The organism is Aquibium carbonis, from assembly GCF_003970795.1.
GTDB lineage: Bacteria > Pseudomonadota > Alphaproteobacteria > Rhizobiales > Rhizobiaceae > Aquibium > Aquibium carbonis.
Window position 1 is genome coordinate 20,574 of sequence record NZ_RWKW01000022.1, and the last position, 12,816, is coordinate 33,389.

At 65.6% G+C, this 12,816-nt stretch carries 9 protein-coding genes; 5 read left to right on the forward strand and 4 right to left on the reverse strand.

Annotated features, from left to right (window positions below; genetic code table 11):
* Positions 1-2 precede the first annotated feature (2 nt).
* Positions 3-1,772 carry a hydantoinase B/oxoprolinase family protein gene (locus EJC49_RS06360; RefSeq protein ID WP_126698626.1) on the forward strand — a complete coding sequence of 590 codons (1,770 nt, stop codon included), beginning with the start codon at positions 3-5 and terminating at the stop codon, positions 1,770-1,772.
* 66 nt (positions 1,773-1,838) lie between these two features.
* Here the strand turns inward: EJC49_RS06360 and EJC49_RS06365 are convergent, their stop codons facing one another.
* A complete protein-coding gene (locus EJC49_RS06365) occupies positions 1,839-2,930 on the reverse strand; it encodes a LacI family DNA-binding transcriptional regulator (RefSeq protein WP_210211759.1) in 1,092 nt (363 codons plus the stop codon).
* 214 nt (positions 2,931-3,144) lie between these two features.
* Between EJC49_RS06365 and EJC49_RS06370 the strand changes: the two genes are divergently transcribed.
* From EJC49_RS06370 to hisD, 4 genes are all read left to right on the forward strand, one after another.
* Positions 3,145-4,257 carry a sugar ABC transporter substrate-binding protein gene (locus tag EJC49_RS06370; protein WP_210211760.1) on the forward strand — a complete coding sequence of 371 codons (1,113 nt, stop codon included), beginning with the start codon at positions 3,145-3,147 and terminating at the stop codon, positions 4,255-4,257.
* Between the two features lie 29 nt (positions 4,258-4,286).
* Positions 4,287-5,894 carry a sugar ABC transporter ATP-binding protein gene (locus EJC49_RS06375; protein ID WP_126698627.1) on the forward strand — a complete coding sequence of 536 codons (1,608 nt, stop codon included), beginning with the start codon at positions 4,287-4,289 and terminating at the stop codon, positions 5,892-5,894.
* Entirely contained in the window at positions 5,891-6,892 is a 1,002-nt protein-coding gene (locus tag EJC49_RS06380) for an ABC transporter permease (RefSeq protein ID WP_126698628.1), read from the forward strand. The genes EJC49_RS06375 and EJC49_RS06380 overlap by 4 nt, the downstream gene beginning before the upstream one ends.
* 69 nt (positions 6,893-6,961) lie before the next feature.
* Positions 6,962-8,269, forward strand: coding sequence for a histidinol dehydrogenase (gene hisD / locus EJC49_RS06385; protein WP_126698629.1), 1,308 nt, complete (start codon positions 6,962-6,964; stop codon positions 8,267-8,269).
* A gap of 107 nt (positions 8,270-8,376) precedes the next feature.
* On the opposite strand, the gene EJC49_RS06390 is transcribed toward hisD, so the two are convergent.
* The 3 genes from EJC49_RS06390 to EJC49_RS06400 all read right to left on the reverse strand — a co-directional run bounded on the left by EJC49_RS06390 (position 8,377) and on the right by EJC49_RS06400 (position 12,359).
* Positions 8,377-8,571: a hypothetical protein gene (locus EJC49_RS06390; RefSeq protein ID WP_126698630.1), complete on the reverse strand. Its 195-nt coding sequence runs from the start codon at positions 8,569-8,571 to the stop codon at positions 8,377-8,379.
* 104 nt (positions 8,572-8,675) lie between these two features.
* Positions 8,676-9,539 (reverse strand): TrmH family RNA methyltransferase, encoded by an 864-nt coding sequence (locus EJC49_RS06395; RefSeq protein ID WP_126698631.1) that lies wholly within the window; start codon positions 9,537-9,539, stop codon positions 8,676-8,678.
* 1,122 nt (positions 9,540-10,661) lie between these two features.
* Complete coding sequence (locus EJC49_RS06400) at positions 10,662-12,359, reverse strand: DUF262 domain-containing protein (RefSeq protein WP_126698632.1); 1,698 nt, start codon at positions 12,357-12,359, stop codon at positions 10,662-10,664.
* Positions 12,360-12,816 lie beyond the last annotated feature (457 nt).

Here is a 12,816-nt window from a genome sequence, read left to right on the forward strand (position 1 = left end):
TCATGGCGACCAAAGTCGATCCCATCACCCTCGACATCATCGAGAACGCCCTGAAGAACGCCCGTTTCGAGATGGACGGCGTCGTGGTGCGCATCTCGCTCTCGCCGGTCATCCGCGAGCAGCATGACGAGTTTCCGATGATCTGCGACGCCCGCGGCCGCATGATCGTCGGCCAGTTCGGCTCCTACATCCCGGCCATCGTCGAGCAGTTCGAGGGCGACATCAACGAGGGCGACGTCTTCGTCTGGAACGATCCCTATGCCTGCAAGGGCTCCATCTCGCACAACAACGACTGGTGCGTGATGATGCCGATCTTCCACGAGAACGTGCTCGTCGGCTTCTCGTCGATCTTTGGCCACATGGTCGACGTCGGCGGCAAGGTGCCCGGCTCCATGCCGGCCGACGCCCACACCATCTGGGAGGAAGGCCTGCGCGTGCCGCCGGTGCGCATCTACGACAAGGGCGTGCTCAACAAGGGCGTGCTCGACATCATGCTGAACAACAGCCGTACGCCCGACATGAACCGCGCCGACCTGATGGCGCTGATCGCCGGATGCCGGACCGCCTCCGTCCGTGTCCGCGAGCTCTGCGACCGCTTCGGCCGCGACACCTACACCACCGCCTGCGACATGCTGCTCGACCGCACCCGCGAGGCGATGAAGGTGCTGATCGACAAGTACATCTCCGAGGAACCCGTCACCTTCACCGACTACGTCGACGACGACGGTCTGGGCAACGGTCCCTTCAAGATGACGCTGTCGATCTACCGGCGCGGCGACATCGCCGTCTTCGACTGGACGGGAACCGATCCGCAGGCGCCCGGCCCGATCAACTTCCACATCCATGAAGGGCTCTGCAAGCTCTTCTTCGGCGTCTACATGATCATGGCCTTCGATCCGTCGGTGCTCTTCAACGAGGGCTTCTACGACCTGTTCGAGGTCGTGCTGCCCGAAGGCAGCCTGCTCAACCCGAAGTTCCCGGCGGCACTCTCCAACCGTCTCAACACGCATACCCGCTTCTTCGACTGCCAGGCCGGCGCGCTCGGCCAGCGCGCGCCGCATCTGTCGATGGCGGCGGGCTACGGCACCAGCCCGCACTTCATCTTCACCGGGCACGACAAGGACGGGAAGTATTTCCAGCTGATGGAACTGCTCTTCGGCGGCGTGCCGGGCCGTCCGCGCGGCGACGGTCTCGACGGCCATGCCTGGTGGCCGCTCTTTTCGGCGACGCCGATCGAGTACATCGAGAACTATTACCCGGTTCTGGTCGAGGGCTATCGGCCGATCCGCGATTCGGGCGGCGCGGGCCTGCACCGCGGCGGCGCCGGCATCGAGAAGATCTACCGCGTGCTCGAAACCGGCAAGGTGTCCATCCACGACGACCGCGAGGTCGTTCCGCCCTGGGGCATCAATGGCGGGCACTATGGCGGCACCTCGTCGAAATGGCTGGTGCGGAAGGGCGAGACCGAACCGACGCGCATCCCCTCCAAGATCGACAATCTCGCCGTGAACGCGGGCGACAAAATCCTGTTTCGCACCGCCGGATCGGGCGGCTGGGGCGATCCGCTCGACCGTCCGGCCGAGCATGTCGCGCGCGACGTGCGCTATGATCTCGTTTCGGCCGGCGAGGCGGCGGACAAATACGGCGTCGTGCTGACCGCCGACAACCAGCCCGACGTTGCGGCCACCGAAAAGCGCCGCGCCGGCATGCGCGAAGAGCGCGGCGCGCCCGAGCCGTTCAGCTTCGGCTATGTTCCGCAGGCGGCCGAATAGCGCCACGCCATCGATCCTCCCCCGCCTGGCGGGGGAGGGCGACACTGGCGGATCGCCCGTCCTGCGTCAGTCCTCGCTCGAGGCCGTGGGCGTCGGGATCGTGCTGCGCCAGATCAGGCGGCCGGGCACCTGCCGGTCGATCCCCATTTCGATCGGCTGGGCCGGTTCGTCGAGATGCAGGATCGACAGCGCCTCGTCCACCATCAGGCCCACCGGCTGGCGCACGGTGGTGAGCTGGTAGGGATGGCGCCGGCTTTCGGGAATGTCGTCGAAGCCGCCGATCATCACGTCGTCGGGAATTTTCAGCCCCATGCGCTGGCGCAACGCGTCCATTGCGCCCATCGCCATGATGTCGTTGATGCCGAAAATGGCGTCCGGCAGGCGCTCCGGTTTGCGGCGATAGGCGCCGAGCACGGCATTGAATGCGCCGTCATAGGTCGATTGGCCTTCGATTTCGCCAATGTCGGCGCGCGCGATCCCCGCCTCGATCAGGCGCTCGGTGAAGCCGCGGACGCGGTCCTGGCTGGTGGTGCCCTTGGGATCGCCCTTGATCATGGCGAAGCTGCGCGCGCCGGCGGCCAGGAAGGCCTCGGCCATCAGCCGTCCGCCGCCGGTGTTGTCGCAGCGCACGCCCGACGCGTCGCTGCCGGGAATGTAGCGGTTGAACAGCACGATCGGGATGCCGCGGTCGTGGCAGATGCTGGTCATGCGGGTCGACAGCTGCGCCGACGTCAGGATGACGCCGTCGACCTGATAGCGCAGCACGCGCAGAATGGCCTCGTCGCTGTCGGCGCCGTTGTCCACGGTGAAGGTCAGGATCTGGCGACCCTGGGCCTGCAGCCGCGCGATGAAGGTCCGCAGCACCTCCACGTAGAACGGATTGGCCAGGTTGCCCAGAATGACCGCCACGATGTTGGTGCGCTTGGTCGTCAGGCTGCTGGCGATCGAGTTCGGCACGTAGTTCAGCCGGCGCGCCGCCTCGAGGATCCGCTGCCGCTTCGCCTCGGCGATGCTGGAACCGGGGGTGAAGGCGCGCGAGACGGCGGACTGCGAAACCCCGGCCAGCGCCGCCACGTCGAAGGACGTCACCCGCGACTGGATGCGTCTCGCCATTGCCGGATCGGAGCCGGACGGCGGAAAGTCGGCCACTTCGCTCATCCGTGGCCCATCTTCAACAGTCCCATGATCACGTCGCTCCGGCGCCGGTCGCCCCATCGATCGGATAATCCGAATTCTCCGCCAATTCAATCGCCGGGCATTCGGATCATGATTGACTCGGATCGGGCGATGCGCAACATTTGAATGCGTATTCACTAAAAATGACCGGCGCCGACGGGAACGGGAGCCGCGTCGTCTTCAACGGGAGTAGAACATGCTGAGACGCCTCTATCCGCTCGTACTGATGGCCTCCGTCGCTCTGGGCGCCGGGGCTGCCTCCGCCCAGGACGCTTCCGGCGTCGAGAACGCCCGGAAGTTCCTCGAACCCTATCTCGCCAAGCCGGCCTTCACCGCCCCGGGCGAGCCCTTCGACGCCAAGGCCTGCGCGGCCGGCAAGAAGATGCTGTCGATCCCGAACTCCAGCGCCAATCCCTTCCTCAAGGGCATCATCGACCGCATGAAGAAGGTCGGCGACGAGCTCGGCCTCGAGGTGGTCGAATGGGAGAACCAGGGCCAGCCCAGCCAGTGGGTGCAGGGCTTCGAATTCGCCATCCGCGACGGCTTCGACATCATCGACCTGATCTCGGGCATCGACCCCGGCACGGTCGCGCCCCAGGTCAGGGCCGCCAAGGAAGCCGGCGTGAAGGTCATGACCTCGCACTTCTACGATCCGTCCTTCGACCAGCACCCCGACGTGTCCTCGTCGCTCACCATCGGCTTCAACGAAGTCGGCAAGATCCTCGCCAACTGGGCGATCGCCAACACCGACGGCAAGGCCAACATCCTCACCATCGTCTCGCGCGAGGTGCCGCCGACCATTCCGCTGACGGCCGGCATCGACGAGATGCTCGCCGCCAACTGCCCGGATTGCCGGATCGTCCAGGAGATCAACGTCGGCGTGACCGAGTGGGCGACCAAGATCCAGCCCGCCGTGCAGGCGGCCTTGCAGGCCAATCCCGACATCAACGTCATCATCCCGATCTATGATTCGATGTCGCAGTTCGTCGTTCCCGCAACGCGCCTCACCGGCAAGGTCGGGCAGGTGAAGGTCGCGACCTTCAACGGAACGCCCTTCGTCCTCGACTTCATCGCCCAGGGCCTCGTCGACATGAACATCGGCGAAAGCCTCGACTGGATCGCCTACGCCACGGTCGACGGCCATCTGCGCGATGCCTGCGGCATGGAAAGCCCCACGGCGCTGAACGTGCCGTTCTACATCTTCGACAAGGACAACGTCGCGGATGCAGGCACGCCGGCGCAGTTCGACACCGGCTATGGCGACGCCTATGTTGCCGGCTTCCGCACGCTCTGGGGTCTCGACCAGTAGTGAGCGTCTCGCTCGAAAAAGGGCCGGACATGACCACATCCGACATCCCGGCGGCGCAGGTTGCGCCGCCGGTTCTGCGTCTCGACGGCATCGCCAAGACGTTCGGCGGCGCGCGGGCCTTGAAAGGCGTGTCCTTCGAGGTCCGGCCCGGCGAGGTGCATGGACTGCTCGGCAAGAACGGGTCGGGGAAATCGACCCTGGTCAAGATCCTCGCGGGTTTCCACGCGCCCGATCCGGGCGGCGTCATGGAATTCAACGGCGAGCCGGTGTCGTTACCGCTCAAGCCGGGGGATTTCCGGCGCCTCGGCATGAGCTTCGTGCATCAGAACCTCGGCCTCGTGGCGTCGCTGACCGTGCTGGAAAACCTGCGCCTCTCCGAGCTCACGGCGTCCGGGCGCGGCGTCATCAACTGGTCTGCGCAAAAGCGCGCGGCGCGCGAGGCGCTGGCCCGCTTCGACGTTCCTCTCGATCCCGACGAGCGCATCGACAGGCTCTCGGCCGTCGATCGCGCCTTGCTGGCCATCGTTCGCGCCTTCGAGGAAATTCGCATCGCCCGCGAGGCCACCGGGCGTCCGGGGCTGGTGCTTCTCGACGAGCCGACCCCGTTCCTGCCGCGGGAAGGCGTGGAAAAACTGTTCACCCTGGTGCGCGGCATCGCCTCGCATGGCTCCAGCGTCGTCTTCATCTCGCACGACATCGACGAGGTCATGACGATCACCGACCGGGCGACCGTGCTGCGCGACGGCGACGTCGCCGGCAGCCTCGTTACGCGCGAGGCGACCCACGAGCAGATGGTCGAGATGATCGTCGGGCGCAAGCTGGCGCGGTCCGCGCCGTTGCGCGCCGGGCCGGCCATCGACCGCAAGCCGCGCGTGCGCCTCGACGGCGTGGCGAGCCGCACCCTCAGGCCGACCAGCCTGACCGTCGGGGAGGGCGAGATCGTCGGCCTCACCGGCCTCATCGGCTCCGGCTACGAAGAACTGCCCTATCTCGCGTTCGGCGCGCGCCCCTCCACCAGCGGCACCATCGCGCTCGACGATGGCCGTGCCACGGCGCTGGCCGATCTGACGCCGCGCGGGGCGATCGATCTCGACCTCGCCCTCCTGCCGGGCGACCGCCAGGGCGCCAGCGGCGTCGATTCCCTGCCGATCGTCGACAACATGTTCCTGCCCGATCTCGGCCGGTTCTTCACCGGCGGCGTGCTCCGGAACGGGCGCATGAAGCGCGAGGCCTATCAGCTCGGCCATGCCTTCGAGCTGCGTCCCAACGATCCGCTGCTGAAGCTGTCGGCGCTGTCGGGCGGCAATGCCCAGAAGGTGCTGATCGCGCGCTGGATGAACCGCAAGCCGCGCCTGCTTCTGCTCGACGAGCCGACCCAGGGCGTCGACGTCGGCACCCGCCAGCACATCTTCGCCGCCCTCCGCCAGGCCGCGGCCGGCGGCATGTCGGTGATCTGCGCCAGTTCCGATGCCGAGCAGCTGGCCGACATCTGCGACCGCGTGCTCATCTTCGCGCGCGGCGCGGTCTGCGAGGAGCTCGTCGGAGAGCAGATCTCCAAGGAAACCATCGCCGAAGCCTGCTACGCCTCGCTTGATCGCGCCGCGGCGTCCGCGTCCGCCAACGGAACATCGTCATGACCGATACCCCCCTGACCACCGCTTCCGCCGCAGCCAAGGGCGCCAACCTCACCCGCCTGTTCGAGCGGGTGGCGCTCATCCTGGTCTGGCTTCTGCTGATCGGGGGCTTCGGCGCCGCCATGCCGAACTCGTTCCTGAACTGGGGCAATTTCGCCATCCTGTTCGCGTCCTACGCGCCTGCGGCCCTGCTGGCGCTGGCCATCATCGTGCCGCTGACGGCCGGCGACTACGATCTGTCGGTCGGGGCCACGCTCACGCTGTCGTCCTGCGTCATCGGCGTGCTCAACGTCTGGCAGGGCCTGCCGATCGGGCTGGCGATCGGGCTGGCGCTCTGCGCGGGCGCGGCGGTCGGACTGGTCAATGCCTTCTTCATCATCTACGTGCGCATCCCCTCGCTGGTGGTGACGCTGGGCACGACCTCGCTGATCACCGGTCTCGTCCAGTGGATGACCAACTCCTCGACCATCGGCGGCATCGACAACAGCCTCGTCATGGCCGTGGTCGGCGGTCGCTTCCTCGGCGTGCCCTATGCCTTCTACTATGCCATCGCGGCGGCGGTCGTGATGACCTACATCTTCGACTTCACGCCGCTCGGGCGCCGGCTGCTCTTCGTCGGCCGCGGCCGCGAAGTGGCGCGGCTCAACGGCATCGCCGTGGATCGCGTGCGGCTCGGCGCCCTGGTCACCTCGGGCGTCCTGGCGGCCGCCGCCGGCGTTCTCTATGCCGGCGTTCTCGGCTCGGCCGATCCCTATTCGGGACTGAACTTCCTGTTGCCGGCCTTTGCCGCCGCCTTCCTCGGCGCCACCACCATCCTGCCGGGTCGGTTCAACCCCTGGGGCGCCATCGTCGCCGTCTACTTTCTCGCCACCGGCATCACCGGCCTCACCATGCTCGGCATCCCGCTGTGGGTCACCAACGTGTTCAACGGCGGTGCGCTCATCCTGGCCGTCACCATCTCCCAGTTCACCCGTGGCCGCGAGGCCAGCGACATCGGCTGACGGCCAAGCCGTCGCCCGTTTGCCGATGCTGGCGCCGAGCGCCGGCATCGCATCATCCAGGAGGAATCCATGATCCGCCGTCTCAAGACAGCCAGGGGCGCCGACGAGCGCGCCGAGGCCAACACCAAGGTCCGCGCCACGGTCGAGGGCATCCTGGCCGACATCGAGAAGCGCGGCGACGCCGCCGTGCGCGAACTGTCGATCAGGTTCGACGGCTGGGAGCCCGAGAGCTTTCGCCTGTCCGATGCCGAGATCGAAAAGGCACTGTCGTCCGTCTCGACGCGCGACCTCGACGACATCCGCTTCGCCCAGGCGCAGGTGCGCAACTTCGCCCAGCACCAGAAGGCGGCGCTGAAGGACATCGAGGTCGAGACCTTGCCGGGCGTGTTCCTCGGCCATCGCAACATCCCCGTCAACGCCGTCGGCTGCTACGTTCCGGGCGGCAAGTACCCGATGGTCGCCTCGGCCCACATGAGCGTGCTCACGGCCAAGGTCGCGGGCGTCAAGCGCGTCGTCGCCTCGGCGCCGCCCTTCAAGGGCGGCGCGCATCCGGCCATCGTCGCGGCGATGCATCTTGCCGGCGCCGACGAGATTCTCGTCCTCGGCGGCGTCCAGGCCATCGGCGCCATGGCGCTGGGAACGGAGACGATCGCGCCGGTCGACATGCTCGTCGGTCCGGGCAACGCCTTCGTGGCCGAAGCCAAGCGCCAGCTCTACGGCCGCGTCGGCATCGACCTCTTCGCCGGGCCGACCGAGACGCTGGTCATCGCCGACGACACGGTCGACGGCGAGATCTGCGCCACCGACCTGCTCGGCCAGGCCGAGCACGGGCCGACGTCTCCCGCGGTCCTTCTCACCAATTCCGAAAAGCTCGCGCGCGACACCATGGCCGAGATCGAGCGGCTTCTGGCGGTGCTTCCCACCGGCGACGTGGCGGGTGCGGCCTGGCGCGGCTACGGCGAGGTGATCGTCTGCGACAGCGAGGACGAGATGCTGGCCGAGGCGGACCGCATCGCCTCCGAGCACGTCCAGGTGATGACGCGCGACCCGGACTGGTTCCTCGCCAACATGACCAATTACGGCGCGCTGTTCCTCGGCCCGCGCACCAACGTCGCCTATGGCGACAAGGTCATCGGCACCAACCACACGCTGCCGACCAACCGCGCCGGGCGCTACACCGGCGGCCTGTGGGTCGGCAAGTTCCTGAAAACCTGCACCTACCAGCGCATCGCGACCGACGAGGCGAGCGCGCTCGTCGGCCGCTATGCGTCGCGGCTGTCGATGCTGGAAGGCTTCGTCGGCCATGCCGAGCAGGCCAATGTGCGCGTGCGCCGCTATGGCGGCGGCAATGTCGACTACGCCGCGGCGGCGGATTAGGCTGCAACTCTGGCCGGTGCGACACCGATCCGCCGTCATCCTCGGCACCAGCCCAACGACGACGGCGCCCGGGTTTCGGCTCGTGCCGGTCGTCGCGGCCTTCGGGCTCAGCCGTTCGAGCGGGTGCCCGTGGCCGGCGGCGGACGGTTGGTGACCAACCGCGGCGCCTTGCGTGGCGCGGCCAATGTCTCGGTCTGGCTCTTGTGTTCGGCGGGCGCGCGCGTGGCCGGCAGGGCGCCCCAGGGCGTCCACTGCGTCGGGCGGGCGCGGGATCGGTCGGACTGCCTCACATGAAGTGTCACGAGTCTGCCTCCTCTTCCGGATGGTTAACAGTTTGGCGATCAAACTGTCCGGATTTGAGGCCTTCGCATCGCCGAATTGTGGCAGGCGACGATTGTCGCCGCCGTCAGCGCGATCCGTCGAGGTGCCGTCTGGCGGCGTAAAGCGAGATGGCGGCCGCGTTGGAGACGTTGAGCGAGCGGATCGGGCCGGGCATCTCCAGCCGCGCCAGCGCGGTCACGGTCTCGCGCGTCTTCTGGCGCAGGCCCTTGCCCTCGGCGCCGAGCACCAGCGCCAGGCGGCCGCCCGACAGCGTCGCCTCCAGCACCGCCGGTCCCTCCGAATCCAGGCCGACGGTTTCAAAGCCGGCGGCATGCAGTTCGTCCAGCGCCGCGGCGAGGTTCTTCACCTCGATCATGTCGATATGTTCCAGCGCGCCGGAGGCGGCCTTGGCCAGCACGCCCGATTCGGCCGGGCTGTGGCGCGACGTCGTCACCAGCGCGCCGGCCCCGAAGGCCACCGCCGAGCGCAGGATGGCGCCGACATTGTGCGGATCCGTCACCTGGTCGAGCACCAGGACCAGCGGCGTGTCCGACAGCGCCGACAGGGTCTTGGGCTTCAGCGGCTTCGCCTCGATCATCACGCCCTGGTGCACGGCGTCGCTGCCGAGCAGCCTGTCGATGGCGCGCGGCTCGACGATCTCGACCGGGCAGGGCAGGGCGCCCGGATCGGCGATCCCCAGCCTGTCCAGCGCGTTCTTCGTCACCAGCAGGCGGGTGATGCGGCGCCGGGGATTGTCGAGCGCGGCGCGCACCGTGTGCAGCCCGTAGAGCCGCACCAGCCCTTCGGGCGGCGCCTCGCCTTCGATCGGCGGCCCCTTGCGCGGCCGCGCGGGGGCGCCGCCGGCCGGGGCGTTCTGGTCTCGATGGGTGCGCCGCAGCCGCGCATAGTGGCTGTCCTTCGGCGTCCCGCTCTTTTTCTCGTCGCTCATGGCGCCTCTATAGCGGGGCCGCGGGCTAAAGGATACGGCACATGCGTGCGCACCCGCCGCAACTGCGATCTCCCCCCTTGAGGGGGGTCCGAAGGACGGGCGCAACGCCGGAGAGCCGATCTCCCCCCTTGGGGGGGGGGGGCCGAAGGACGGGCGAGACTGCTGGAGAGCCGATCTCCCCCTCGTGGGGGGTCCGAAGGACGGGCGAGACGCCGGAGAGCCGATCTCCCCCCTCGTGGGGGAGATGCCGGCAGGCAGAGGGGGGCGCGAAGGAACGAGACCTGTCCGCCCCCGGCGCAACACCATCATGTGGAGGCGTGACGCTCTACGTCGCCCCCTCTGGGCTACCGCCCATCTCCCCCACGAGGGGGGAGATCATGCGCTCCGCCGCCGCGCTCGCCTCGTCCGCTCGCCAATAGAGCGCAACTGCTGCGACATCGATCTCCCCCCTCGTGGGGGAGATGCCGGCAGGCAGAGGGGGGTGTGCCAGAACGCGGCGTTTGCGAAAAAAAACGGGCGCGACGCCGGAGAGCCGACCTCCCCACCCGTGGGGGAGATGCCGGCAGGCAGAGGGGGCGCGCCAGAACGCGGGGTGCCGACAAACGGGCGAGACGCCGGAGAGCCGATCTCCCCACCTGTGGGGGAGATGCCGGCAGGCAGAGGGGGGTGTGCCAGAACGCGGCGTTTGCCGAAAAACGGGCGCGACGCCGGAGAGCCGATCTCCCCCCTCGTGGGGGAGATGCCGGCAGGCAGAGGGGGGCGCGCCAGAGCACGACCTATCCGCCCCCGTCCTATCGACGCCTTGCGGAATACGACAGCCACCAGAGCCCTCCCGTGGCATTCCCGAAAGCGTCCGCGATTCGGGTAGCGGGCGAATGGCGACAATGGGGTGATTTCTTGCCCGTCGTCTTCTGGAGGTGAACCCCAAAGACGATCCAGTTTTGGGAGAATGTTCATCTCAAGCGCTCTTTACGTAATCGGATATGATTCGGCCCTGGTACGCCGAACGCAAGCAATCCAGCAGCGCCAAGCCCATCTGGCACGACGTCAGCAAGAACTTCCGATCGGTGATTTTCAGCCCGTCCCGGCGCCGATGTTTCGAATTGGGAAGACTAAGTTATGCTAGCCGAAATTACCCCTAGTTTGGGTGACTACAGGTCCCGGCCAAAGATGAGCTGCGCGCTCAAACATTTCATTAGCACGGGCCTGAATCTCCGCCTCGCCCCATTTCTCCAATTTGAGCAGGCCGCGATTGAGCTCGATATGCGTATTTTCCAACCTTACCTTCTTCTCGTCGAAGGGGAGGTTGCTGAGTTCCGAATTGGATCCGGTCAGCGTGAGGTTGCCGAAACTTCCCAGCCGCCGCTGGTGGACTTCCGACGCAGTGGAGCCAAGCTCCTGCTGCCACCTTTCGCTAAGCGTTTGCGGCATGATGTGCTCGATGGTCGCTTTCTTAAGGTCGGCCGGTTCCCGATGTCCAAAAGACTCCTCAAGGCGGAGGAGAACGAAGCGTGTCGACCCCCTTCCGTACTGCGGGTCGTTAACGAAGCTGTTCCTGAACTCGCCGTCAGATGGGAAGCGGCGGCCACCCTGACCCGTTGACATCGAACTGTGGAGCCAGGCGACGTAATTCTCGGTCGGGAACTGTTTTGCCCACAAAAGGAACAGCTTATTGAGCGCGTTCGTCGGCACCTGGCAGATCGACCGCCGGATGACGAAAGCTTCGACCAAGCTAAGGCATTCGGCTAGTTCGTCATTGGAGATCGCACCGGCTCGTCGTGCGTCCAGCAGCCTAAGGAGCAGCGGGTACGATGTGCCGATATCGAGATGCTTGATATTCGTCATGCGCTTCCGCACAATAGGTGACTGCTCCCCATCCGGCTCCAGGATCGTGGAATACATCCGCGAGAACTCGTTCATACGGGCAACCTCGGACTCGACGTCTTCCGGCCCTGACAAGTCCTTCAAGCGCGATTTGGTGGCCGTGTATATGCCTGTCTGGTAGACGTTTTCGCCATCTTTCATCGCATAGTGTCGAAGGAACTCGGTCAGGTTGCTGCCCAACCTTCGCTCCATTGGCGCCCAATAGTTTTCGAATATCCGCTCTTGCTCGCCGCCAGTGGAGATCGAATGGTTGAATCGCATCAGGATATAGTTTCTGACGAGATCGGCTTGCGTTAGAGGTTGCCCTTTGAAATTCAGGCTCTCAAATATTAAGTAAGGGTCGTCAGTTTCGCCTAGGTTGATCATGACGACTTGTAGGGAATGCTCGACGGTCGCCAGCACCTTTGCACAGTCGATGGGATCGCCGTTTAAATCGGTCCCGTTCGCGAGCTTGTGACGGAAGAACCGATAGGCCTCCGACATCAGGCTATCGTCAGACGGATCTTTGCGCCGTAGGACGATGGACGCGTAGCGGTCGCGATCAGCTTGGGTAGGAACGAACTTCAACGTGTCGTCCGGCTCACGGAAGCGATTAGTGAGGTAGACTTCCTGGATGCGCGCGGAATTGTTCTCGTCGATGGAATCTCGGAGAGCAGCCAGAAGAAGGGAAACCGTCGTCAAGCGCTGCTGGCCATCGATGATCAGATACTTGCTGACACCGACAGGCACGCTTCGCGCCGGCACAGATACGATCGCACCCATGAAATGGGAAGTCCTGTCTTCCCCATCGTACTGCACGAGCATGTCGTCCCACAGTGTTTGCCAGTTCGTTTTCGCCCAGGAATAAGGGCGTTGGAAAAGTGGGATGAGGTTTTGCTTTTCGCCGTTGAAGTACTGGATAACATTTGCCGGTGACGCTTCCAAAATTCCCCCCACTTCGTAGCCTTCGTGATCTTGTCATTGTACGCTTCTTCCGATCCGGTGGAAACGTATCCGCTTCAGACCAGTGAGGCTAGCTGGCGTTTGAACATCTTTCGATTGTAGCTGGGCGCAAGCACTTCTGCAATCGACGGTGATCGGAGATGGTAGGCGGTTAGGGCTCGCGAGTGTTCCGCTTTCCTCCGAATTGCCCTTGGGTGTGCCCGCTTTTCACTTTGGTGATCTTGGCCGAGGGCGACGCACTGAATCCACCGAATTTGCAACTTGGCGAAAACTGAACAAACGACAATTCTAGTCGTGGATAGAAGTACTCTGATCGGCATCGAAATCTGCCCCCCTCAAAAAAAATTTCCCCCCATTCATCCACGCCCCCCGGCGGTAGCCGTATCCTTCGTCTTGCAGCTTGCCGCCGGGAACGGAACGTACGACCGGACCTTCCAGGCAAGTGTGGCGC

What these genes read in the sequence shown, in the direction of transcription:
- hisD (WP_126698629.1), top strand. Translation starts at nt 6,962, where the DNA reads ATGATCCGCCGTCTCAAGACAGCCAGGGGCGCCGACGAGCGCGCCGAG.
- EJC49_RS06375 (WP_126698627.1), top strand. Translation starts at nt 4,287, where the DNA reads ATGACCACATCCGACATCCCGGCGGCGCAGGTTGCGCCGCCGGTTCTG.
- EJC49_RS06365 (WP_210211759.1), bottom strand. Translation starts at nt 2,930, where the DNA reads ATGAGCGAAGTGGCCGACTTTCCGCCGTCCGGCTCCGATCCGGCAATG.
- EJC49_RS06395 (WP_126698631.1), bottom strand. Translation starts at nt 9,539, where the DNA reads ATGAGCGACGAGAAAAAGAGCGGGACGCCGAAGGACAGCCACTATGCG.
- EJC49_RS06370 (WP_210211760.1), top strand. Translation starts at nt 3,145, where the DNA reads ATGCTGAGACGCCTCTATCCGCTCGTACTGATGGCCTCCGTCGCTCTG.
- EJC49_RS06360 (WP_126698626.1), top strand. Translation starts at nt 3, where the DNA reads ATGGCGACCAAAGTCGATCCCATCACCCTCGACATCATCGAGAACGCC.
- EJC49_RS06380 (WP_126698628.1), top strand. Translation starts at nt 5,891, where the DNA reads ATGACCGATACCCCCCTGACCACCGCTTCCGCCGCAGCCAAGGGCGCC.